The 21,690-nt window shown below is 54.4% G+C and carries 22 protein-coding genes and 2 pseudogenes; 15 read left to right on the top strand and 9 right to left on the bottom strand.

The genetic code is table 11. The annotated features are described in order from the left end of the window. The 4 genes from ACSYSS_RS07205 (at position 1) to ACSYSS_RS07190 (ending at position 5,205) form a co-directional block, all read left to right on the top strand. Entirely contained in the window at positions 1-1,017 is a 1,017-nt protein-coding gene (locus ACSYSS_RS07205) for a lysophospholipid acyltransferase family protein (protein ID WP_491703343.1), read from the top strand. 103 nt (positions 1,018-1,120) lie between these two features. After that, positions 1,121-2,122, top strand: a complete 1,002-nt coding sequence (locus tag ACSYSS_RS07200; protein ID WP_491704272.1) for an NAD(P)H-dependent glycerol-3-phosphate dehydrogenase — start codon at positions 1,121-1,123, stop codon at positions 2,120-2,122. A gap of 207 nt (positions 2,123-2,329) precedes the next feature. Further along, positions 2,330-3,523 (top strand): D-alanine--D-alanine ligase family protein, encoded by a 1,194-nt coding sequence (locus tag ACSYSS_RS07195; protein WP_491703342.1) that lies wholly within the window; start codon positions 2,330-2,332, stop codon positions 3,521-3,523. Positions 3,524-3,603: 80 nt separating this feature from the next. Then, on the top strand, positions 3,604-5,205 hold the full coding sequence (locus ACSYSS_RS07190) for a CPBP family intramembrane glutamic endopeptidase (protein ID WP_491703341.1): 1,602 nt from the start codon (positions 3,604-3,606) through the stop codon (positions 5,203-5,205). Positions 5,206-5,353: 148 nt separating this feature from the next. On the opposite strand, the gene ACSYSS_RS07185 is transcribed toward ACSYSS_RS07190, so the two are convergent. After that, positions 5,354-6,280, bottom strand: a complete 927-nt coding sequence (locus ACSYSS_RS07185) for a TetR/AcrR family transcriptional regulator (protein ID WP_491703340.1) — start codon at positions 6,278-6,280, stop codon at positions 5,354-5,356. Between the two features lie 502 nt (positions 6,281-6,782). Between ACSYSS_RS07185 and rpmB the strand changes: the two genes are divergently transcribed. Next, complete coding sequence (gene rpmB / locus ACSYSS_RS07180) at positions 6,783-6,977, top strand: 50S ribosomal protein L28 (RefSeq protein ID WP_491704271.1); 195 nt, start codon at positions 6,783-6,785, stop codon at positions 6,975-6,977. Between the two features lie 211 nt (positions 6,978-7,188). Here rpmB and ACSYSS_RS07175 read toward each other — a convergent pair whose 3' ends face one another. From ACSYSS_RS07175 to ACSYSS_RS07165, 3 genes are all read right to left on the bottom strand, one after another. Further along, positions 7,189-8,307, bottom strand: a complete 1,119-nt coding sequence (locus ACSYSS_RS07175; RefSeq protein ID WP_491703339.1) for a LacI family DNA-binding transcriptional regulator — start codon at positions 8,305-8,307, stop codon at positions 7,189-7,191. Positions 8,308-8,665: 358 nt separating this feature from the next. Then, entirely contained in the window at positions 8,666-9,634 is a 969-nt protein-coding gene (locus ACSYSS_RS07170; RefSeq protein ID WP_491703338.1) for a ribokinase, read from the bottom strand. A 69-nt stretch (positions 9,635-9,703) separates the two neighbouring features. Beyond that, positions 9,704-9,898 carry a hypothetical protein gene (locus ACSYSS_RS07165; RefSeq protein WP_491703337.1) on the bottom strand — a complete coding sequence of 65 codons (195 nt, stop codon included), beginning with the start codon at positions 9,896-9,898 and terminating at the stop codon, positions 9,704-9,706. A 55-nt stretch (positions 9,899-9,953) separates the two neighbouring features. Between ACSYSS_RS07165 and ACSYSS_RS07160 the strand changes: the two genes are divergently transcribed. The 3 genes from ACSYSS_RS07160 to ACSYSS_RS07150 all read left to right on the top strand — a co-directional run bounded on the left by ACSYSS_RS07160 (position 9,954) and on the right by ACSYSS_RS07150 (position 12,860). Beyond that, the gene (locus ACSYSS_RS07160) at positions 9,954-10,910 is read left to right on the top strand and encodes a nucleoside hydrolase (RefSeq protein ID WP_491703336.1); all 957 of its coding nucleotides are present in this window, start codon (positions 9,954-9,956) and stop codon (positions 10,908-10,910) included. A 55-nt stretch (positions 10,911-10,965) separates the two neighbouring features. After that, complete coding sequence (locus tag ACSYSS_RS07155) at positions 10,966-12,375, top strand: MFS transporter (protein WP_491703335.1); 1,410 nt, start codon at positions 10,966-10,968, stop codon at positions 12,373-12,375. A 131-nt stretch (positions 12,376-12,506) separates the two neighbouring features. Continuing rightward, positions 12,507-12,860, top strand: coding sequence for a hypothetical protein (locus tag ACSYSS_RS07150; RefSeq protein ID WP_491703334.1), 354 nt, complete (start codon positions 12,507-12,509; stop codon positions 12,858-12,860). Between the two features lie 433 nt (positions 12,861-13,293). Here the strand turns inward: ACSYSS_RS07150 and ACSYSS_RS07145 are convergent, their stop codons facing one another. Then, a complete protein-coding gene (locus tag ACSYSS_RS07145) occupies positions 13,294-14,310 on the bottom strand; it encodes a ribose-phosphate diphosphokinase (RefSeq protein WP_491703333.1) in 1,017 nt (338 codons plus the stop codon). Between the two features lie 285 nt (positions 14,311-14,595). Between ACSYSS_RS07145 and rpsF the strand changes: the two genes are divergently transcribed. The 4 genes from rpsF (at position 14,596) to rplI (ending at position 16,362) form a co-directional block, all read left to right on the top strand. After that, complete coding sequence (gene rpsF / locus ACSYSS_RS07140) at positions 14,596-14,892, top strand: 30S ribosomal protein S6 (protein ID WP_491703332.1); 297 nt, start codon at positions 14,596-14,598, stop codon at positions 14,890-14,892. A gap of 40 nt (positions 14,893-14,932) precedes the next feature. After that, the gene (locus ACSYSS_RS07135; RefSeq protein WP_491703331.1) at positions 14,933-15,571 is read left to right on the top strand and encodes a single-stranded DNA-binding protein; all 639 of its coding nucleotides are present in this window, start codon (positions 14,933-14,935) and stop codon (positions 15,569-15,571) included. Positions 15,572-15,656: 85 nt separating this feature from the next. Further along, positions 15,657-15,905: a 30S ribosomal protein S18 gene (gene rpsR, locus ACSYSS_RS07130; protein WP_491703330.1), complete on the top strand. Its 249-nt coding sequence runs from the start codon at positions 15,657-15,659 to the stop codon at positions 15,903-15,905. A 10-nt stretch (positions 15,906-15,915) separates the two neighbouring features. Continuing rightward, positions 15,916-16,362 carry a 50S ribosomal protein L9 gene (gene rplI, locus ACSYSS_RS07125; protein ID WP_491703329.1) on the top strand — a complete coding sequence of 149 codons (447 nt, stop codon included), beginning with the start codon at positions 15,916-15,918 and terminating at the stop codon, positions 16,360-16,362. Between the two features lie 315 nt (positions 16,363-16,677). Here rplI and ACSYSS_RS07120 read toward each other — a convergent pair whose 3' ends face one another. Further along, positions 16,678-17,421 carry a glucose 1-dehydrogenase gene (locus tag ACSYSS_RS07120; RefSeq protein WP_491703328.1) on the bottom strand — a complete coding sequence of 248 codons (744 nt, stop codon included), beginning with the start codon at positions 17,419-17,421 and terminating at the stop codon, positions 16,678-16,680. Positions 17,422-17,832: 411 nt separating this feature from the next. On the opposite strand from ACSYSS_RS07120, the pseudogene rpsR (ACSYSS_RS07115) reads away from it, so the two are divergent. Together rpsR (ACSYSS_RS07115) and ACSYSS_RS07110 are read left to right on the top strand one after the other, a co-directional pair. Further along, positions 17,833-18,063 (top strand): annotated as a pseudogene (gene rpsR / locus ACSYSS_RS07115) (30S ribosomal protein S18); the annotation flags it as partial. Next, positions 18,061-18,241 (top strand): annotated as a pseudogene (locus ACSYSS_RS07110) (50S ribosomal L9 C-terminal domain-containing protein); the annotation flags it as partial. The pseudogenes rpsR (ACSYSS_RS07115) and ACSYSS_RS07110, both read left to right, overlap by 3 nt. A 228-nt stretch (positions 18,242-18,469) precedes the next feature. Here the strand turns inward: ACSYSS_RS07110 and ACSYSS_RS07105 are convergent. From ACSYSS_RS07105 to amaP, 3 genes are all read right to left on the bottom strand, one after another. Then, on the bottom strand, positions 18,470-18,880 hold the full coding sequence (locus tag ACSYSS_RS07105) for an Asp23/Gls24 family envelope stress response protein (protein ID WP_491703327.1): 411 nt from the start codon (positions 18,878-18,880) through the stop codon (positions 18,470-18,472). Between the two features lie 12 nt (positions 18,881-18,892). Continuing rightward, on the bottom strand, positions 18,893-19,087 hold the full coding sequence (locus ACSYSS_RS07100; protein WP_491703326.1) for a DUF2273 domain-containing protein: 195 nt from the start codon (positions 19,085-19,087) through the stop codon (positions 18,893-18,895). 84 nt (positions 19,088-19,171) lie between these two features. Then, positions 19,172-19,723 carry an alkaline shock response membrane anchor protein AmaP gene (amaP, locus tag ACSYSS_RS07095; RefSeq protein ID WP_491703325.1) on the bottom strand — a complete coding sequence of 184 codons (552 nt, stop codon included), beginning with the start codon at positions 19,721-19,723 and terminating at the stop codon, positions 19,172-19,174. Positions 19,724-20,113: 390 nt separating this feature from the next. Here amaP and ACSYSS_RS07090 point away from each other — a divergent pair, with 390 nt between their 5' ends. Next, positions 20,114-21,610 carry an MFS transporter gene (locus ACSYSS_RS07090; protein WP_491703324.1) on the top strand — a complete coding sequence of 499 codons (1,497 nt, stop codon included), beginning with the start codon at positions 20,114-20,116 and terminating at the stop codon, positions 21,608-21,610. Positions 21,611-21,690: the final 80 nt, after the last annotated feature.

Raw genomic sequence — 21,690 nt, 5'->3', positions numbered from 1 at the left:
ATGACTTCCAAAGGAAAACCTTCTCCCGGCAGCGCTGTAAACCCACTCAGTGACGAGCAAGTCGCCTATTTGGCAAAGCGGCATCACCTCGTGGATTCCACCAGGTATTACCCAACCGGTGAGGTGCGTCCCAACCAGGCCGAGATTGATGCACAGAACCCCAAGGCTACGGGTCGCTTGCTTGAGGCCATTTCTATCATGCTTCGTACCCGTAGCAAGGTGCGTGCCTGGGGACTCGATCGGGTGCCTAGGATGGGGCCGTTCATTACGGCATCCACACATGTGACGATGTACGACGTGTTCGTGCCGATGTCCGCATTGTTCCATATGGGCCGTCGCCCAAGGTACATGGCCAAGGCAGAGATGGCCCATTGGCCCATCATCGGCAAGTGGTTTCAACTGGTAGGCATGCAGTCGGTTCCGCGCTCTTCGGGCGAGGCCAAAAGCATTGAGGAAGAGTCGATTCATATTCTCACATCGGGCCGGCCCCTCACTATCTGGCCAGAAGGTACACTGACCCGAGACCCACTCAAATGGCCGATGAGCCTTAAAGACGGCATAGGCATCATTGCGTTGGAGTCTTCCCGCAGACTGGGCTACCAGGTACCTCTGTTCTGCTCGGCGACGTGGGGGGCTGCAAGCATCAACCAATGGTTCCCCTGGCCCCGCAATAATGTTGTGATGTGCTTTGATGAGCCATTGGACTATTCCGATTTGTTGACCGGAATCGACCAGTGGGGTGCGGAGCCTCCGATGGAACTCGTGAAGGAACTCATCACGCGCATCCGTGAACGGTTGGAGGCGTTGATGGCTGAGATTCGCGGTGAACAGCCGCCGGCGGAGGGGTATTGGGATTATCCCACGATGAGTCGCAAACCTCGGCGCACGGATTTACGGATTTTGGACCGGAATGGCGGCCTTGATGGTGAACACGCCCTTGCTGGCAGCAACCATGACGTTGTCGGCGATCATGGTTTTGACGTATCTAGAGATAGCATGGTTGAATCAGGCGTGTGATTCGCGATCGGTGTTGCGCAGGTAGAGTATTGGTACAGTGTTGAGCAACGCAGCTTGGAAATTTGGAGGAACGATGGTCGAAGCAGCCGAAAATGCCAAGAAGATGAAAGTAACCGTCCTGGGAGCCGGGGCTTGGGGCACCGCGTTTGGCCAGGTGCTGGCTGATGCCGGCAACAACGTCATGATGTGGGCCAGAGAACCGGAAATCGTTCGGTGCATTAAGGAGGAGCATCGTAACGACGTGCGCCTGCCCAGCGTGGAGCATCTGCCAGATAACATGTTGGCCGCAGGGGACCGGGAAGAGGCTGTGAAGGGCGCCCAGATAGTGGTTGTCGCCATTGCTGCCCAGCATGCGCGTGAGGCATTGGCACCGTTCAGGGACATCATCGCCAAGAATGCGGTTGTGGTCTCCTTGATGAAAGGCATTGAGCGCACCACCGGCAAGCGTATGGACGAGGCGGTCTGCGAGGCTCTTGGACTCCCACAAAATCGGTTCGTTGCCGTTTCCGGCCCGAACCTGAGCCGTGAGGTGGCCGCTCGCGAGCCGAGCGCCACTGTGGTGGCCTGTGCAGATCTCGCAGTGGCTCGTATGGTGGCCAGGGCCTGCGCCACCCCATATTTCCGCGCTTTTGTTTCCACCGATGTGGTGGGCGTGGAGATGTGCGGATCGCTCAAGAACGTCGTTGCGCTCGCTGTGGGCATGGTGCATGGCGCAGGTTATGGGGAAAACACCGCTGCCACGGTTGAGACGCGTGGGCTTGCCGAGCTGACGGCCTTGGGTGTGGCGTCCGGGGCCAGTGCGAAGACGTTTTGCGGTTTGGCAGGCGTTGGCGATTTGATTGCCACGTGTGGCTCGCCGCTGAGCAGGAACTATACGTTTGGCTCCAACCTTGGCAAGGGCATGAGTGTCGAGGAGGCCACCGAGGCCAGCAACGGTGTGGCTGAGGGTGTGCCAACCACCGATGCCGTGGTTGAGATGGGCCGGAGGCTCCATGTTCCCACGCCTTTGGCGGCTGCCATGAGCCGAGTGCTGCATGAGGGTCGCAGTTGCAGACAGATGTTGTCTGATTTGTTGGGTGATGGCGCGCAAGTCGATGAGGAGTAGGCCCAACTGACCCTGAACATGCGGTCGGAATGGCAGTCATCCATGAGTCTGACCCGCCCAAACGCGAATTGAAGATGCATCTTGGTATGTTTGTGTACAGAACCGGGTGTTTAGCCTTCCGATATTGTTCGGCAGTGCCTGAATACTTTGAAGCATTGATTTCCATTGTGCCGCATGAATCCGCCGGTACGATGGCGGAGGAGCGGTATGCGTAGGAAACGTGTTGTGGTCTTGTATGGGGGAAAAGCAGACGAGCATTCAATATCATGTGTGTCTGTTGCCGGTGTCTTGAGCGCGATGGATACGGACCGTTTTGAGCCGGTGCCCATAGGAATCACCAAGGCGGGGGAATGGGTGATGAGCCCGGTCGATCCGCGCACCTACTCGCTCGGTGTTGGCGCTGACGCCGGCAATGCGAATGTTCAAGGCATGGGCGAGAACGGTTCGTCGGCCACCACAATGCCCGAGGTCACGGCGGAAGATTCACGCTCGGTGGTGCTTGACATGGCCCAGGGGCCCAATGGTTTCTATGTGCGTGAAGACGATGGTACGCTCACATCCTTGGGTTATATTGACGCCGTGTTTCCCGTGCTGCATGGCCCTTATGGTGAGGATGGCACCGTTCAGGGGCTGCTTGAGATGATGGGCTTGCCTTATGTCGGTTGCGGTGTGTTTGCTTCGTCTGCCTGCATGGATAAGCACTTCACCAAGACGTTGCTTGAGGCTGCTGGCATTCCTGTGGCGCCATGGATCACCGTGGATACGCGCGCGTTCAATGCTGATGACGGTTTCCGGGGCGATGCGCAGGCGGTGGTGCGTCGGATCCGCAGGGCTCGTCTGAAGTACCCCCTGTTTGTCAAGCCTTCTCGGGCAGGTTCGAGTTTCGGCGTTTCCAAGATTGAGCATGATGGCGATGTGCACGAGCTCGCCGCCGCGCTGCTGGAGGCATCCAAGCATGACTGGAAGGTGCTGGTGGAAGAGGGTGTGGATGCCCGCGAAATCGAATGCGCTGTGTTGGCGCCGAACGCTGAGAGTGAGCCGAAATCCGCGCTTCCTGGCGAGATTGTGCTCGACCTTAAAGATGACGGTGAAGATCAGTTCTATGACTTCAACAGCAAATACACCGACTCCAAGGCCTCGCATGTGCAGGTTCCCGCTGATTTGCCTGACGTGGTGTTGGACAAGGTCCAGCAAGTCGCTGTGAAGGCGTTCAAAGCGGTGGATGGTGCCGGCTTGAGCCGCGTCGATACGTTTGTTACCAAGAGTGGGCAGGTCATTGTCAACGAAATCAACACGATGCCTGGATTTACTCCCATTTCCATGTATCCCAAGGCTTGGGAGGCCAGCGGTGTGAGCTATAGTGAGCTCATTGGCAAGTTGTTGGATGGTGTAATACAGTAGAGCACTGTAGCAAATTGACGGTTGGTGCTGGTCATGCGCTCGCAATGACGTGTGATTCGTTGTGAAGGTGGAGGACTGATATGGACGATGACATGCATCGTGGCCAAACGGAGCCGGGGAGCCAAGAGCGGCCAATGGCATCGAAGGGTGCCGAGGCTTCTGGGGGCGATTCTTATCCGCAGCATTCGGGCCTTCCGCTGGATGCTCCATATGACGAGAAGAATGATTGGCTGTTTGCCGGTTCGTCGCGTCCAGAGGAGCATAGGAATAAGCAGGAGCCGGCATCTGCTGGGTTGCCTTTGCAGCCTAGGCCACTCACGGAGCCACTCACTCACAATCGGCCTGTAGACCAGGGTGCGCCAAATTCGTCTGAGCGGGTGAACCCGGTTCCGCCCACTGCTGTCGGTGCTGATCGATCGTATCCGGCGGGCCCGAATTCCTATGGTCAAAGCTATCCAAATCAGCAGATGTATTATGGCCAGCCATATGGCCCGCAAGGGAATTACAGCCCTTGGGCCGGGCAATATCCCCAGCCTCCCTATGTTCAGCCAGGTTATACGCAGAGCCCTATGCCATATGCTCAGCAGTACCCACCGCAGCCCTACCAACCGCAGGGGTACCAACCTATGCCTTACGCTCCGCAGCCTTATCCGGCACCTGGTGCCTCTCGGGTATACAAGGTCAAGACGCCTGCTTACGTGCGATTTCTGAAAAAGCACCGAGCCCTGTTCTCCAGGATCGGCTGGGCTCTGGTCATCACCATACTCCTGTGGAACATCCTTGCATCCGAACTCATTCGCGGCTTTGGCCAGGGGCTGGTGGGGCTGGGGATGAAAGAGGGTGATATGGAAACGGTGTTGAGCAGCCTGTGCCTCTATTTGGTGGCCATGCCGCTTGCTCTGTTGCTGTTCCGAGACCTGCCCAAAGTAAAACGGCATCAGTCGGGCATGAGGCCCACAGAGTTTTTGCAGTTCTTCGTCATCATCTTCCCTGTGGCCCAAATCGGATCCTTTGTGGGCTCGTTCCTTTCGTCCATGCTTTCCGGCGGCCAGGCCACCAACCGATTGGATGATTCTCTCACTAGCAGCAGCCTGTGGGTGAGCATATTGTTCACGGTCGTCCTCGCTCCGATATTTGAAGAGTTGTTCTTCAGAAAGCTCATCATCGACCATACGCAGCAGTATGGCGAGGTGACGGCCATCCTGTTTTCTTCCTTGGCGTTCGGGCTGTACCACACCAATCTCTATCAGTTCTTCTATGCCACTGTGCTGGGGATGATGCTGGGCTATATCTATGTGCGCACCGGCAAGTTACGCTACACAGTCGCCTTGCATATGCTCTTCAACGTCTTTGGCGGCGCGCTTCCGGAGTTGTTTACTGCAGGTATGAGCCAAACAATCATGAACGATATCGACAGTGGCCAGTTCTCCCGGATGCAGACCGCGCTGGCTACGGGTGGGCCCGTGGTGTTCGGCTACTTGTTGCTGGGTGTGTTCAATATTGTGATGTTCTTTGCAGGAATCATTCTCTGCATGGTCAATTACAAAAAATTGAAATTCTACAAGACTCCAAATGAACTTCCCCGTGGAAGCAGGGCCAAGATTGTGTTGGGGAACTCTGGTGTCGTGGTCGCAGTGGCAGTACTCGGCATCATGACAATCGCTGCCGTATTCATGCATTGATGGAATGAAGCCAGAATGTGAATCTGTGCTGCCACCAGGCAAATATCTTCATGGCAGCACAGGAATTGCACCGTGAAGCGCTGGCAACCACAAGATTGGCGACCATGTGCCGTGCCTATAAAATACTAGACGTTATTTGTTGCAGGTCCTATTGGCTGTACGATTCATCGCCATCATGCTGAGGCCATATATTCGGATTGTTGTGCACATCGCGTCCGGTTTTGTCGTTGCCGCCATCGGAATGGGTCGAGGGGTTCCCGGCATCGTTGTGCCGGGAACCGGACGGTTCATATCTGTCCGGCCCACCCGAATCCATATGGTAGTTGTTGTTCCAATAGTGATCGGACTCATGGTATGGAGAGGGGCTGTAGGGGTTGGGTTGGCTGGATTGTTTGCGGTTCGCGTTTGTCCTATCCAGCAAAGCCTGAACCTGGTTTCGAAAATCTTCATCACTGCCGTCAGCCAGGGTGTAATTAGTTTGACGATGTTCATGATTCTGCATCGTGGATTTGAACAGATTGATCCAAAAGTCAGGCATGCTTTTATTTGAGATTGAGAGATACAACGTTCGTGCGAGCACAGCGGCATCGATGGTCACCAGTTGATCCAAAGGTACGGTCTTCGAGATTCGTGGCCAAATGCTGATGAGGGAAATTAAACCACCAGTTGAAAATTCCAGAAGCATGTCAGACGTCAGCGAAAGATTATGCGAGTCCAGATGCTGACCTTTGATGAAGGAATTGCGGATTGCGTCGCGCAGGTACCGTAACAGATCAGGATTGCCGTTTGGGCTGACAACCAATGCTAAATGATCGATATGAATACTATTTTCAGGTGTTCCCAACACCTGCGCCACTATGTGTCGCCATGATTCAGTCGGATCGTCGACCAATTCAGGCATGGCTTTGGCCACGCCTTCTACAGCATCCTCGATAGCGGTTCTAGCCAGATCGGAAAGCTTGTCATAATGATAATAAAATGAGTTTCGATTGACCGATGCCTTGTCAACAATATCGGTAACTGTCATTCTGATATAGCTGTTTGCCGCAAGAAGCTCCCAGAAGGCATCCTCCATACGATTGACCGCTGACAGCTGGTTCGAGTTTTGTCTTGGTCTCGACATGTCTGCTCTCTTCCCCCGTAAATGACACCGCCTTAACCTAACAATGATACATATTTTACCTGAAGAATGTGATAGTCGAGCGAAAAGATAGAGGTGGTGGTTCTTTTCGAACGATTGCTATTAGATAGTCAAACCTATTGTGTGTATACAATATCGGTCAATTTCACAATGTATGACTAACCGTATAGCATCTTTATGCAAATAAATTTAAAAAGTTTGAGCCCAGAGAACAAATCTGCACCATATTCGCAAAATGCTCTAGTTTTTTCATCGGCGTGTCGTTTTGCGTCAGTTGAAATAAGATGCTATCGGCGAAATCGCTGTGGAACTTTTAGCTGTCGGAGTGTCAGGCGAACTGAAGTTGTATAATTAATAGTTGCGTCTCGGAATGTACCTCGCGCCATGATGAGACTAGACTTGCAAGTCAATAGCTAAGATAGATTAGGGAGTCATGATGACAGCTCGTTGCGCAGTGTGCGGCAAGGGACCGCGTACCGGTTTCACAGTTTCGCATTCACATATTCGCAATAAGCGTACGTTTGCTCCGAATCTTCAGACCGTCCATACCACGATCAACGGTGAGAATCGTCGTGTCCGCGTGTGCGTCAAATGCCTTAAGGCAGGTAAGATTCAGCGAGTAGCTGCGTGAAACGTAATACTGTAAACGGTTTATAAAGTCTCCATCGATTTGAATGTCGGTGGAGATTTTTGATATGTAGGTGTCGCCGAGAGTCTTCTGATATAGGCCAGTGTTTATTGCATTGCGGCATCGGCTAACACTTCTCACCCTGGCGGCTACGTGCCGATTGCAATTTACTGGCCCTAGTAGAAATTGGCTGTATCGAATGAAGCTGTTTGCCTCAGCGGATTGATGCCACAGTTCCAAGCTTCACCAGCTTTGGTTTGATGAGGTGCTCTTTTGGGTGTGAAAGCCATTCCTGCGAAGAGGCGGAACTACTCAATCTGTCCATCATCAGCGTATGGCAGGTTGATGCCAATGAGCCGATATTCTGATCCAACGTGGTGAGCTGTACAGCCAGTCCGTATCGACTCAATACATTATCGTAACCGATTACGGAGCAGTCATTGGGGCATTCCAGCCCGCGTTCCCTCATTCGTTGTATGAAGCCCAAAGCCATAAGATCGTTGGCACAGAACACAGCAGTGGCATCTGAGTCAATGATGTGATCTGCCGCGTTGTAACCACCTGAGAATCTGTAGTTCCCTGAGCAGTCCAATTCAGGTCTGAGTGCAAGTCCGGCTTCGTCTAGCCCGGCAAGGAAACCGGCATGTCGAGCGTCGAAGCTGCGTATGTTCATAGGTTTGGGCGTTCTGCCGTTCTCGGTCGATGAAAGAAGATCACTGGCATCTGGATTGGCCCTTGCGGCGGTATTTTCGTTGTTTTGGCAGATACACGCAAGTCGTGTGTGCCCGTTGGCAACCAACGTCTGAGCCGCAATTCTTCCTCCGGCGAAATTGTCAGAGCGCACCGAATCGCACCACTGATTGCCCACTTTGCGGTCTGCAATGATGGTGGGGAACCCCAGCGATTCTACCGTATTGCGCAGTTGCTGTGGTTGTTGCACGGACTGCGCCGAGGGAATGAGGTACAGACCGTCTACTCCGCGAGCCTCGAACTGGTGCAACAGCGTTAATTCGTTGGATTGGGAATCGTCTGAATTCGCCACAATCAGCGAGTACCCTTCGCTGCGGCTCACGTCCTCAAGTGCTTTAGAGAACGAGGCGAAAAACATGTTCTCGATGTCAGGCACCAAGAGGGCCAACAGCATCGATTGATTCGTCACAAGACTTCGTGCGGTCTGGTTGGCAACATAATGGAGACGCCTTGCCGTGTCGATTATCAGTTGGCGCTTTTCAGCCGTAATACGGGTCGGGCGATTATTCAGCACAAGTGAAACGGACGTGACTGAGACCTTTGCCTCGCGTGCTATGTCTTTCAGCGTTGTCCTATGTTTCATCTGTTAATTCGTCCTCGCTGTGTGTGCGATCGCGCATTCGTGCTGCTGCGTGTTCATCGACGTGCAACTGTGGTCCGGGGTTCAAATCGACTGCCCGACAAAACAATCATACGCCTCGCCCGGTTGTGACCGAATCGTACCCATTGATCTCAGGAGAGGATCTTACTGTGTACGTTTCAGTCATGATAAGGCTGAAATATGGCCGAATCGTACTCACTTGGCTTATGAACAGTGCGAATTGCGTACATCTGAGTCAGTCAGATGGGTCAAGTTGGATAGGTTGGGGCCGTAGAAACGAAAATGACCCACGTTGCCGCAGGCCGTTTTCATTTGCAATGTTACACAGGAGAAGTATGAATTACCGCGCGTCGAAGAACTTGCGGATTTGCTCAGCCGAGCCGTATGAGGCCTGGGCGCCGTAGCCGGTGGCAGCGTATCCGGCAACGTAGGAGCCCAAGGATGCGCTGTCTTCCAAGGCGTAGCCGGATGCGAGCCCTGCCAATACGGTGCCCATGAAGGCATCGCCGCAGCCAGTGGTGTCTTTGGCTTGGATCTTTGCCGAGGGGATGTGCTCGTAAGTGCCGCCCGTACCCAGCACCATGGACCCTTCTCCTCCGAGCGTCACGATCGATTCTTCGAAGCCGAACCGCTTCATCTGCGAGGCAATGGCCTTCCAGTCGGCATTCAGCCAGTCTCCATCCAAGGGTCGGTCGATGCCAAGCAGCTGTGCCATTTCGTGTTCGTTGACCAACAGGATGTCGCAGTAGTCGATGAGTTCCTGAGGCAGCGTGGCCTTGAAGGGAGAATCGTTGAGCAGCACCTTCACTCCGGCTTCGTGGCACATCTTGGCGGTTTCGGTCACCGTCTCCATCGGGCTTTCCAAGCACAGACCGAGCACCGAGGACTCCAGCAATGCTGCGCGCTGGGAGTTGATGTAATCCATGCTCACCAGAGAGTTGGAACCCGGCGAATAGACGATGGTGTTCTCACCGTTGTCGTCGACAGTGATCACAGTGGTGCCGCTGGCACCTTCGGCGTGGAGCACGTGGGTGGTGTCCACACTGGCGTCGGCCAGCTTGCTCAGCAGGAAATCCGCGTTGGCATCACTGCCCACCGCGCCGAACATGGTCACTTTGGCGCCGATGCGTGCGGCCGCGGCGGCCTGATTGCCGGACTTGCCGCCTGGCAGAATCACTAGTTGACCGCCGGTGATGGTTTCTCCCGGATCGGGAAGACGAGGCGTGGTGACGGTGTAGTCAGCATTCATCGAACCGACAATGCTGACGGTTCCGTTGATGCCGCCGAGCAGCGAAAGGGAATTGTTCATTGATTGCACCTTCTTCACATGCTAAATTACCTTCAGATATGATAAGCTTACCTATGATAAAGCGTTTTATCACAATTTCTGCCAAACGTTGTCTTTATAGCTCTTCTGCGGCGTGTCGTCATGAGTGGCAGCATCTTTGGAGTGGATGGCCATTTGACAAAGTTGATATAACGCTTTATCATTTATGCCAATGTGATGATTTAACGTTTTATCATCACTGGTCCGGAGAGCTGTTTTTTGCTGTTGCAAGTTGTCATGCTGCATCAAGAATTTGTTTTCTGGAGTCACTGGCCGTAATTAGGAGCAGAAGGAGCTTGCAATGGCGAAGAAAATCATTCTGGATCTTGACACAGGCATCGATGACACGCTTGCAATGTCCTACGTTCTTGGATCTGACGATGCCGAGCTTATTGGTGTGACTGGCACTTATGGAAACGTGGTTCTGGAACAAGGCGTCAGCAACGATCTGCGTCTGTTGAAGATGTTCAATAGGGAAGACATACCGGTCTTCAAGGGTGTCGCTTTCCCGACTGGTAAGGATTCATTCAAACCGGAGTGGATGGTCTACCACGGAGAGAATGGCACCGGCAACATTGAGATTCCTGCGCAGACCGATCGCGAGGCCAGCGATGTTTCAGCGGTTGATTTCATCATCGATTCCGTGCGTAAGTACGGTGATGACTTGGTTGTGGTTCCCACAGGCGCTTCTACCACCATCGCGGCTGTCTTCGAAAAGGCTCCGGACGTCATCTCCAAGATCCACATCGTGCTCATGGGCGGCAGTCTGACCCAACCGGGTAACTGCAATCCGTGGCAGGAAGCGAACATGGGCCAGGACCCGATCGCCTCCAACAAGATGTTCTCCTCCGATGCGGATATCACCATGGTGGGTCTCGATGTGACGATGCAGGCGCGTATGAGTCGCGAAGACACCGCCAAACTGCGTGCTACCGGCACGGTGAGCGGCAAGTTCCTTGCTGATATGACCGACTACTACATTGGCGTGAGCGAGAAGGACGATCCGGCGAACCCGGGCCTGTGCAATCTCCATGATCCGCTTGCTGCGGCAGTGGCCATCGATCCGAGCTTGGTCACCACCTTCCCCTGCAACCTGCAGGTGGAGACGGAAGGTCCGAGCATCGGCCGCACCATTGGCGATCCGACTCGTCTGATTAGCAGCACGAAGAACACTAAGGTGGCCCTTGCCGTTGACGCTGAGCGCTTCACTGAGCGTTTCATGAATCGGCTGCTCAAGCTCGTGAAGACGGTCGGCTGATTCGCCTTCATATATAAACTAGACATTTAACATAGGAGAAAAGGAACCACTCAACATGGGTAATTCAACCACTGCGGAGGACTCGGATTTCGAAGTCAACCGCGCCAAGACCAAGAAGGCGCTGCCTGCGCTGCTTATCGTGTTTACGCTGGGCACCCTGATGATTCAGGCGTTCAACCTCGTCTATCAGAACATTGGTGATTCCTTGGGCATGTCTCAGAGTGCATCGCTCATCAGCACGCTTCCAGGCATCGTGCTCGGCGTGGTCTGCATGCTCTATGGCACCCTCTGTGATTTCATCTCGCCCAAGCGCATCACCATCTTCGGTGTGAGCGCGCTTGTCATCGGCAGCTTACTCGGTTTCTTTGGTGCATCCAACTTCTGGGTTGTGCTTGCGGCCCGTATCATTCAGGTGGCGGGTGCCCAGGTTGAGGGTTCGGTCTTCCTCGTGATGACGGTGAAGTACCTCAAAGACAGCGAGAAGGCCGTGTATCTTGGCCTGTTCAATGCGGTCTATTACCTTGCCGCGGCAATCGGCGTCTTCGCCGGCGGCTTCATCACGTCCTTCGACTGGAAGTACCTCTTCCTCGTCCCTGCCCTTTCTATCTTCTTCATCCCGCTGATTGTCAAGAACACTCCTGATATCAGCTCCAAGGGTGAGAAGATGGACTATATAGGCATTGCCATCTTCGCCATCTTCGCCGCTCTGATTGCCATCTACTTCTCCTTCCCGAACGTCTGGTTCATCGTCGGCATCGTCGTGGCGGTCATCGTCTTCGCGCTGTGGGTCATGTTCTCCAGCCATCCGTTCCTAAGCAAGAAGTTCATCATGAATGGCAAGTTCATGGGCATGGTTCTGCTGCAGTTGGTGTACTACCTCTTCAACTTCGCCTGTGTGCCGATCTACAACGTCATCGGCGATCAGATCTACCATGTTTCGCTTACCACGGTTTCGTTGTGCCTGACGGTGGTCTACATTGTCGCCACCTGCGTCGGCATATTCTCCGGTCCGGTCATCAACAAGATTGGTCATAAGGCCACCATGACCATCGCCTCACTGATGATGATCATCGGCTTCGCTGGTTCCGCCATCTTCATCAAGTCCGGCTTCTGGCTGCTCACGGTGCTCGCATGCATCTTCATCGCTGGCATCACCGCTGTATATACGCCAATCTACGACGCAGCCGCCAATGTGCTCCCTGTTGAGGAGAACGGCCGTGGAATCGGCATCCTCGACCTGGTCATGAACACCTCGGCTTCCATCGGTATGGCCGTTTATTCGGCGTTGATGGTCAACCCTTCCATGGGCAAGGCCGGTCTGTTCGGTGCCAAGAAGGGCATCGAGGCAACGACTTCGAACATGTTCTGGATCATGGCCGCTGCTGCTCTGGTTTCATTCGTGTTGTTCATTCTGCTGCGCAAGAACTTCAATTCCAAGCAGAGCGTGCAAGAGGTTTCCGAGTGATGTAAGGTCCATTGGGCCTCACGATGTGCGTACTTGAGGCTTGATTTCCATGAAGTGTGTACGCTTTCGAACGGAATCGATGTGATTTGCGTCCGAAAGCGTACACACTTTTATGTTTTCCTCAGTTCTCTGTGTACAGAGCCAGGCGCGACCCTGTTTCAGGCAACGTGGGCATCGAGGTGGCCACAGCGAAGGCATTGGAGCCTCTGACCTATTTGGGCGAAGATGTGCGGGTGGCGTACGGTGCTGTCGAGCTGTTGGCTGCAGCTGCTGGCATCAACATGCTTGCTGTTTTGATTCCGATGGGTCTGTGTGGAAATCTGTTGTGCGCTGTCTCCTCGGTTTCGGCGGTCATCGTGATTGTCTTGGGCACCACCAAAAATGCTCCTCTCTATCTCGTGCGTTGTACCGGCGTGCCTATGCTCGCAGGTGTGGTTGTTACCTTCATCCTCTCCATGGTCATCTTCCTGCTTATGGGTGCGTGAATCTCGTAGAGGATTGACAAAAGCAATCGGATCTTAGACGGCTTCATTATCGTCGAAGATCCGATTTTTCGTTGAGATGATGGCACCGTTCTCCGCTCTCGTTATATGTACTTTCTGAGCAGGATGGACGTTGTGGCAGGATTGTACACAGTATGGATGACGATTCATTAAACTATGTATGTTTTGGTCGCCAGCGCGAAGATTTGTGTCCGAAACGTACTCGCTTCTGCGCTTTATCCCGTTCCCGCGTACATATTAGATATGGCTCTGTTAATAAGGGATATCTGGGCATACTTATATCAGATAGGGCCATTTTCACAGGATAACTTTTATAAATTGCAAAACATCAAGCAAAGTGCATAATGCTGTTTAGAAAAAGTATACTTGGATAAAGCGGCATGCCTAAATCGTGAAATATGCTATGAAGGTATGTTTACCGTGCGTACATGCTGCGCGGTTTCATGTCTTCGGGCAGACCGTCCATGAGCCCGCTTACCGAGCCGGATTCGAAGACCGAGCGTATGCCCGCCGCCAGCAGCGGTGCGCAGGAAAGCACAGTCATGTTCGGAAGTCGCTTGGATTCAGGTACCGGCACGGTGTCCATGAGTACGATCTCGCGGGCCCCGCAGCCTTTGAGCCGTTCGACGGCTGGGCCGGAAAGCAGGCCGTGGGTGGCTACGAGGGTGACGGATTTTGCCCCGGCCTCATTGAGCGTGCGTACCGCCTCGCAGATGGTTCCGGCAGTGTCGATCATGTCGTCTACAACCACGCAGTCACGGCCGTCGACATCACCGATGATGCCATGGGCCTCGGCGTGGTTGGGGCGCGTCACATCACGGGTCTTGTGGATGAAGGCCAATGGCAGCCCGCCGAGCTTGGCCGCCCAGCGTTCAGAGACCTTGATACGGCCGGCGTCGGGGGAGACGATGGTTGTGTTGTCCAGCGGCATTGAGCCGCGGACGTAATCGAGCAATATAGGCATGGCCGTGAGGTGGTCCACCGGCCCGTTGAAGAAACCCTGCTCCTGGGAGGCGTGCAGGTCTACCGTCATGATGCGGTCGGCGCCGGCTGTGTAGAAGAGGTCGAATATCAATCGTGCGGTAATGGGTTCTCGGCCCTGGCCCTTCTTGTCTTGGCGGGAATAGCCGAGGAACGGCGCGACGACGGTGATGGAACGAGCTGAGGCGCGCTTCAGGGCGTCGATCATGAGCAGCTGCTCCATGATCCATTTGTTGATGGGGTCGGTGTGGCTTTGCAGCACGAACACATCCGCGCCACGCACTGGTTGGGTGAACCGAACGTACATCTCACCGTTGGCGAAGTCGTAGGCAGTGGTCTTCAGCAAGTCGCAACCCAGGTATTCGGCAGTGGCTTCAGCCAGCTCTGGGTAGGCCCTACCAGTTACCACGGCCATGCGTTTTTTAGGTGTCCCGTCCAAAATCGCCGACATATCCTGCCTTCCTCCACATCATGAGGTCAGTCGCATTCGGAAAGATACTGACCAATATCTCTGTCTTCAAGGATACTCGAGGCCGTTCACAACGTGTCGGGCAGGCAACACACGCATTTGCAATCCTTCCCGGCGTGCATAATAGTATGCTACTTCAGTCAGAGGTCGGGGTATACTTAATAAGTCATTTTGTGCCCGCGCAACTACGTGGAGCATTGAGTGGCATGCATACACACTCCTGCCGCGGAAATGCCGTGGCCGACTTGAGTCCAAAGGAGGTGGGTGATGTCTGCACACAAATATGAACTGATGTTCATTGCCGATCCGGAGCTTGACGAACGAGCACTGAAGAAGCTGACCGATCAGTATATGGAAACCGTCACTAAAGACGGGGGCAAAGTAGAGGAACCCGATATCTGGGGTCGTCGCAAGCTCGCCTATGAGATTGATCATAAGAGCGAGGGCAATTACGTCGTGGTCAACTACAGCTGTGAGCCGGCTGCCAGCGCCGAGCTTGATCGCTTGCTCAATCTCAATGATTCCGTGATGCGCACCAAGATTCTGCGCAAGGACGCGAAGTAATTAAATTACTTAGAATTCCAAGTTGTTAAGGAGGCCGGTCATGGCAGGTGAGACGACGGTTACGATCATCGGTAATCTGACTGCGGATCCGGAGTTGCGTACCATCGGCAGCGGGGCGAGCGTGGCGAGTTTCACGATCGCCTCGACCCCGAGGACGTACAACCGCAATTCGGGCCAGTGGGAGGACGGCAACGCGCTGTTCATGCGCTGCTCGGCCTGGCGCGATCTGGCGGACCACTGCGCGTCCAGCCTGTCGAAGGGCATGCGTGTGATCGCCAGCGGGCGGCTGCAGCAGCGCTCCTACCAGGCGAACGACGGCACGAACCGGACGGTGGTGGAGATGACGGTCGACGAGATCGGCCCGAGTCTGCGGTATGCCACGGCGCAGGTGCAGCGCCAGCCCTCGTCGAACGGCTTTTCGGGCGGTTCGCGGGGCGGCTTCCAGAACGGCAATGCGGGCGGAGGCTACCAGGGCGGAGCCGCCGCCGGCGGCGGCTACCAAGGAGGAGCCGGCTACCAGGGAGGCGCTTCAGCAGCTACACAAGGTGCTCAGGGTGGCGGTCAGAGTGCCGCTCCCGCCAGTGATCCTTGGGGCTCTTCCACTTCGTCTGGAGAGGGCTTTGGCTCGTTTGGGTCAAGCTCTGAATTCGGCGGAGACAGTGACGAGCCTGAGTTCTAGGTGATTTGTGAATTCTAGGGTTCTCGATGTCAGGCAGCCTCAATAGCTGCAGGTTGTATCAGTTTTATTAAGGAGTACATAAGAAATGTCACGTAAAAGGCCGCAACCACCGGTCAAACCATTCAAGAAAAAGCCGAATCCGCTGAGTGCGGCAAAGGTCCACGAAATCGATTATAAGGACGTTGCGTTGCTTCGCAAGTTCGTCTCCGATCGCGGCAAGATTCGTTCCCGTCGCATTACCGGCGTGAACATCCAGCAGCAGCGTGAGATCTCCCGTGCCATCAAGAACGCACGTGAGATGGCTCTGCTGCCCTATTCCGGCAACGGCCGCTGAGGGGGGAAGCATGGCTAACACCAAGATCATTCTCACCAAAAGCGTATCGAACCTCGGAGAACCCGGCGATGTCGTAGACGTCAAGGCTGGCTACGCCCGTAACTTCCTGATTCCGCAGGGCTTGGGCTTTGCCTACAGCAAGGGTGCGGCAGCTCAGATCGACGCCATCAAGCGTGCACATCTGGCCAAGGCTGTGGCCACTCGTGAAGACGCCGTGGCTGCCAAGGCTGCCATCGAGGGTACCACCGTTGAGATCAGTGCCAAGGTTTCTGAGTCCGGCAAGCTGTTCGGCGGTGTCTCCACTGTCGATATTGCCAAGGCTTTGGCATCGAAGGCTGCCGTGGATCCCAAGACCATCACGGTCGATCCAATCAAGACCACCGGTGACTTTGCTGCCACCGTGGCTCTGCATCCGGAGATTTCCGCATCCTTCACCGTGAAGGTTGTGGCCGAGTAAGCTCACGAGGGCTTTCGGTAAGGTGCCTTCCACCCATTTGCCTGGGTGGAAGGCACCTTCTTATTTTCGCCCTTGGTTTGTGGATTCCCGCTTTGTGTGTGTGGGAGTATGTCAGTGCTGTCATCGTCGATTTGGCATGCCCACGTCCACGGTTGAAACGGTTCAACTGACTATGGTTTTCTACGCAATGCCGAACGATTCTGCTCAACACTGCTGCACAGCGGAAGAATCCTGTGGCTTGTGCTTGTCCATCGCAAAAGCCACAGGATTCTTCAACATGAAGCGCGGGGTGCGGAATCCCGCTTCCTATTTCGCTCACTGAGCGGTGTAGCCGCCATCAACAAGGTACTCGGCACCCGTGCAGTAGCTTGACTCATCGGAAGCCAGGAACACGGCCATGTTCGCAATCTCCTCAGGCTGGCCGAGACGGCCGAGTGGGGTCTTCTTCTGCTCTTGAGCCACAAGTTCAGGCGAAACATCAACCAGCGGAGTGTGGATGAATCCAGGGTGGATGGAGTTGACCCTGATGTTCAGCTTGTTGTCGGCGCAGTAGAGTGCGGAAGACTTGGTGAGGATGCGCACGCCGCCCTTGGTGAAGTTGTAGGCCGGGCCCATAGGCGCTCCCACAAAGCCTTCAATTGAGCTCATGTTGATGATGGAGCCGCCTCCATAATTCTTTATGTTGCGTACGGCATGCTTGATGCCGAGGAACACGCCGGTGCCGTTGATGCCAATGACCTTGTTCCAAACGTCAAGCGGCAGGTCTTCCACGCTGTAGCCGTCACCGATGCCAGCGTTGTTGACCGCTACGTTGACCTTGCCAAAGTGTTCGATGACCTGCTTGTAGGCCGCTTCCCACTGATCCTCTTCTGTGACGTTGAGCTTGATGAAGATGGCGTTGCCGCCGATCTCCTGTGCTGCCTTCTCGCCATCGGTCTCGTTGATATCAGCCAACGCCACCTTTGCGCCTTCTTGTGCAAAACGCTTGGCGATAGCAAGCCCAATACCTGAAGAAGCTCCCGTGATGAGTGCAACTTTGCCGTCCAAACGACCTGTCATAATTCCTCCTTGATTGGCAATGTCAAATTTTGACGTTTCTGATAATGAGTCTCATATTCCAATGAATATGAGACGCTTACCGGTGTCAATTATACTAAATGTGCCAGAAGTTAAAGGATGAAAAAGACTGCCGGCTTCCTCGTCGATTGGACCATTGAATAATCTGTTCAGTTGTGTGCAGAATATGATTTCATTGGACGAGTGCGGCTTATACGTGGTATCTGTGCGTATTTTCAGGGTAATTTTTTATTGTTGCTGAGTTCAGCGTAGGCCAGTCCGAAGTCATGAAGGGAAGAACTGAACGAAATACGTCGCCAGAATGATCAGGGTTCAGCTATGAATGGAGAATTTGCGCAGTTTCAGGATAATCGCATCCCCACTTCGACCAAGCTCTCCAGCGCCGGGGTGGGGATGCTTTCGTTTATCGGCATCCTCACGGAGACGTCGCTCAATGTCGTGTTTCCGCTGAGTGCGGCGAAGGTCCATGAGATTGATTATAAGGACGTTGCGTTGCTTCGCAAGTTCGTCTCCGATCGCGGCAAGATTCGTTCCCGTCGCATTACCGGCGTGAACATCCAGCAGCAGCGTGAGATCTCCCGTGCCATTAAGAACGCACGTGAGATGGCTCTGCTGCCCTATTCCGGCAAGCTGTTCGGTGGTGTTTCCTGCCGATATCGCCGGGGCTCTGGCATCGAAGGCTGCGGTGGATCCCAAGACCATCACGGTCGCCCCAATCAAGGCCGCCGGCGACTTCGCCGTCACCGTGGCCCTACATCCGGAGATTTCCGCATCCTTCACCGTGAAGGTTGTGCCTGAGTAAGGTGCTTTAAGTTAACAAGAGGGTATTTCCTGCTGTAATGAGCAGTGGGAAACACCCTTGTTGCGTTTTACGGTATGGGTTAAGTGAAAGCCCCGCTGTTATGGGCGTATTGTGTCGGTTAGTGCGGGAGTAATGGGTTAAGTGTGCGAAGTCCCGCAGTGACCGACGAAATAGTTCGGTAACTGCGGGACTTCTGCATCTGGTAACGTTATGCCAATGCCATGTGCGTCAATTCTCGCTCTTCTTGCCGGAATTGGCCTTCTCCAGTTCCTCTTTGGTCTTCACGTCGTCGATGTTCATTTCCAACTGAACCAGGTTGAGGCCTGTCATCTGTTTGAGGGCCTGGGCGCACTTCTTGGTGACCTCTTTGAAGAGGGCATTGGCATCGGTGCCGTAGCGGATGGTCGCGTTGATTTGCAGCGAAACCTGTTCCTCGCCGACATTGGCGCTGATGCCCTTCTTCGGATCGGTGCCGCTGGTCACGGAGTCGGCCAGTTCGCCCAGTGCGCTCCCGTTCAACGAGACGATGCCGTCCACCTGTTGGGCGGTGATGCCAACTATCTTGCGAATCACGTCATCGTCGAATGTCAGCTTGCCCTGAACCTCGCCGGTCCCTTGTTCGCTGTTTGCTGTTGCCATGATAGGTACCTCCTAATCTGATATTTTGTTCAAAATCGCGGTGGCCACCTTACGTGGGGAGCCAAGCCCCCTGCCAGTGAGCCAATGACCCACGGCGGCTCCGATGAGTGTCGACGCAAGGACGATGAGCATGGGTATGAATCCGAAAGCGATCCATACCGTGGAAATGAGAAAACCGATCACCGCTCCGACCATGGTTGTGTTCATGCGATTGCCTCCTTGGGCTCTCCGAGCTCGGTGGTACGTTCAGGATGTTCATAAGGGCGCATAGTGCTCCTGGGTTGCAACATGTCAGATCACCTCAATGGATTCACCGGGCTGATAGGGGTTGAGCCGCACGGTGATATGTGCCACGTCGATGCCTAGGATGCTGGTCAGATTTCGTTCGGCATCCTGGCTAACCTGCCGTTCAAGTTCCTTGACGTCATTGGGCTCCACCACCGTGGCCTCCACCAAGGCCTTGGCCTTGTTCGTGCGTCGGTTGATGTGCACCCGTGATTCGGCGTTGGCCAGTTGAGGGTATTCGCGCGAGACCATGCCGTCGAGGCTGTGTTCGACTCCGGCCTTGCTGATGGTGAGCCTATAGCTGCCTTCCCGACTTAAGGTCAGCGTCTTGGTGGTGGTTGGCAGGAACAGAATGATGAAGCCGCAGACTAGCGCCAGCACTCCAGTGAAGATAAATGTTCCGGCGACGAACCAGAATCCGGCGTTGGTGGAGAGCCACGGCAGGATGATGTTTCCCGGCCATATGTGACTCAGAAACAGTGAGTCAAGCATGACCAAGGACAGCACTAGCTGAATCACCGATAGCCATCCGATAGTACGCTTGCCAATGCGAGACATATGCGCCTTCTTCCATGAATGAACACTTCATTGCTCACTTCCTAACCATAGCGTTGATCAATGGCGCGAGGAGGATTTGTCAGCTCTCAGCAATGGTATGTGTGTTTTCTGATATTTCTTAGATAAAATGGATATCTATAAATTTATAATAGATGTATCGTTTGTTTCTCTTCGCGTGCTGTGAAGGAATATTCCGTTTGATGTAATGTACTGTATCGCGATGCAGTGTAGCATCCGAACGGCTTCGTCGATGGTTTTCCACGTGTGGCAGAATGGTTCGGCTCTCTTAGGTTTTGGATGAATGCAGTTATATACTGGATTCCTACGCCTGTTTTGGGCGCTTCTGATCTTCTAGCGGCTTCGGTTCGGCCGAGGTCATTGAGGCACGAATTGAGCAATATTCACAATGAGCAGGGTACGGCGGCAAACGTTGAAAAGAGCGGCGTTGGCGATGTTTTGCATTGCTCTGACAATCACGTGCCATTGGACACCAAACTTTCCATCGCCGGGGTGGGGATGCTTTCGTTTATCGGCATCCTTACGGAGACGTCACTCAATGTCACGTTTCCTCGGCTGCAGAAGGAGTTTGGCGAGCCGCTTTCCACGGTGCAGCTGCTCACTTCCGGCTATTTGCTGATGGTTACGCTCATGATGAGCGCTTCGGCCTACCTTATGAAGCGCTTCAGCGCCCGCACGCTGTTTCGCACGGCTGCGGTGCTGAGCCTTTCGGGCATCCTGCTGTGCCTTGTGCCAGGGAATTTCTGGGTGTTGTTTGCGGGCCGTTTGCTGCAGGCCATGGCCACCGGCATCTCCACGCCGCTGTTGATTCGAATCATCATTGCGTTGGTGCCCATCAGCCGTCGTGGCGCCTACATGGGCATCGCCAACATGATCACCTCGTTTGCGCCGGCCCTCGGACCCACGTACGGCGGCACGGTGAACAACTACTTCTCATGGCGTGTCATCTTCGCCGGTCTTATCCCGCTCATCATCATCGCCTGGGTCATCGGCGAGTTCAACGTGCGCCTTGAGGCGGCAGGCGGCGGCGACAATGCCGATTCCAAGTCGTTCGACGGTCTGGGGCTGGTGCTTCTGTGCTTTGTCATGCTTGGCATCACGCAGATCTTCGACCAGATCAGTGTGGCAGGCGGCTGGTCGGTCCGCGTCGGTCTTGCCGTCATGGCGGCGTTGGTGGCTCTGGCACTCTTTATCTGGCGCTGCCTGACTTCCAGCTCGCCATTGCTTGATTTGCGTATTCTCAGGAAACCAATCATTACACTGCGCGGCTGCAATTATTTCATTCTTCAGTTCGTCAACATCGGCTGTTCGTTCATGTTGCCAGTGTTTGCTGAGAACTTCCTTCATGCCAGCTCCATGGCCGCCGGCCTCATGCTGCTGCCTGGCTCCCTGCTTGGAGCGGTGGTGGCGCCGATTGCCGGCCATCTTTACGACAGGCACGGACCTTCATGGGTGCTTTCGTTTTCGAACGCCTGCGTACTGGCGGGTGCGGTGGCCATGTACTTCCTGCTGGGCAATATGGGGGTGGTGTTCGTCGGTTTCCTCTATGCCTTTTTGCGGTTGGGCTTCAACATGGGTTATGGCAACACCATGTCGGACGCGAGCAAGTTTGTGGAACCGGCCCGCCAGACCGACTTCAACCCGTTGTTCAATGTGCTCCAGCAATATGCCGGGTCGCTCGGCACCACGGTGTTCTCCATGTTCCTTTCCGTCAGCACGATCCGCATGCCCGGCAAGGTGGCGTTGGCCAATCTGGTCGGCGCGCGTAACGCCTTCCTGTTGGTTATGGCCATCGGCGTGGTGGCGCTCGCCCTGACTCTCGTATCCATCAAAGTTCGTTCTGCTTCCAAATTCGCCGCAGGGAAGTAGTGGTTTTGCAGCTGATGTGTGCTGACTTCGCCGGGTTTCCGTTCAGTGGGTGCTTTTTCTGAATTTTTTTGAACGGCTTG

Source organism: Bifidobacterium sp. ESL1118 (assembly GCF_058505595.1).
This window is presented reverse-complemented; position numbering and strand designations above follow the sequence as displayed.

Excerpts from the sequence above, each read along its gene's own strand:
- ACSYSS_RS07205 (WP_491703343.1), top strand. The coding sequence starts at position 1 with ATGACTTCCAAAGGAAAACCTTCTCCCGGCAGCGCTGTAAACCCACTC.
- ACSYSS_RS07200 (WP_491704272.1), top strand. The coding sequence starts at position 1,121 with ATGAAAGTAACCGTCCTGGGAGCCGGGGCTTGGGGCACCGCGTTTGGC.
- ACSYSS_RS07195 (WP_491703342.1), top strand. The coding sequence starts at position 2,330 with ATGCGTAGGAAACGTGTTGTGGTCTTGTATGGGGGAAAAGCAGACGAG.
- ACSYSS_RS07190 (WP_491703341.1), top strand. The coding sequence starts at position 3,604 with ATGGACGATGACATGCATCGTGGCCAAACGGAGCCGGGGAGCCAAGAG.
- ACSYSS_RS07185 (WP_491703340.1), bottom strand. The coding sequence starts at position 6,280 with ATGGAGGATGCCTTCTGGGAGCTTCTTGCGGCAAACAGCTATATCAGA.
- rpmB (WP_491704271.1), top strand. The coding sequence starts at position 6,783 with ATGACAGCTCGTTGCGCAGTGTGCGGCAAGGGACCGCGTACCGGTTTC.
- ACSYSS_RS07175 (WP_491703339.1), bottom strand. The coding sequence starts at position 8,307 with ATGAAACATAGGACAACGCTGAAAGACATAGCACGCGAGGCAAAGGTC.
- ACSYSS_RS07170 (WP_491703338.1), bottom strand. The coding sequence starts at position 9,634 with ATGAACAATTCCCTTTCGCTGCTCGGCGGCATCAACGGAACCGTCAGC.
- ACSYSS_RS07165 (WP_491703337.1), bottom strand. The coding sequence starts at position 9,898 with ATGCAGCATGACAACTTGCAACAGCAAAAAACAGCTCTCCGGACCAGT.
- ACSYSS_RS07160 (WP_491703336.1), top strand. The coding sequence starts at position 9,954 with ATGGCGAAGAAAATCATTCTGGATCTTGACACAGGCATCGATGACACG.
- ACSYSS_RS07155 (WP_491703335.1), top strand. The coding sequence starts at position 10,966 with ATGGGTAATTCAACCACTGCGGAGGACTCGGATTTCGAAGTCAACCGC.
- ACSYSS_RS07145 (WP_491703333.1), bottom strand. The coding sequence starts at position 14,310 with ATGTCGGCGATTTTGGACGGGACACCTAAAAAACGCATGGCCGTGGTA.
- rpsF (WP_491703332.1), top strand. The coding sequence starts at position 14,596 with ATGTCTGCACACAAATATGAACTGATGTTCATTGCCGATCCGGAGCTT.
- ACSYSS_RS07135 (WP_491703331.1), top strand. The coding sequence starts at position 14,933 with ATGGCAGGTGAGACGACGGTTACGATCATCGGTAATCTGACTGCGGAT.
- rpsR (WP_491703330.1), top strand. The coding sequence starts at position 15,657 with ATGTCACGTAAAAGGCCGCAACCACCGGTCAAACCATTCAAGAAAAAG.
- rplI (WP_491703329.1), top strand. The coding sequence starts at position 15,916 with ATGGCTAACACCAAGATCATTCTCACCAAAAGCGTATCGAACCTCGGA.
- ACSYSS_RS07120 (WP_491703328.1), bottom strand. The coding sequence starts at position 17,421 with ATGACAGGTCGTTTGGACGGCAAAGTTGCACTCATCACGGGAGCTTCT.
- ACSYSS_RS07105 (WP_491703327.1), bottom strand. The coding sequence starts at position 18,880 with ATGGCAACAGCAAACAGCGAACAAGGGACCGGCGAGGTTCAGGGCAAG.
- ACSYSS_RS07100 (WP_491703326.1), bottom strand. The coding sequence starts at position 19,087 with ATGAACACAACCATGGTCGGAGCGGTGATCGGTTTTCTCATTTCCACG.
- amaP (WP_491703325.1), bottom strand. The coding sequence starts at position 19,723 with ATGTCTCGCATTGGCAAGCGTACTATCGGATGGCTATCGGTGATTCAG.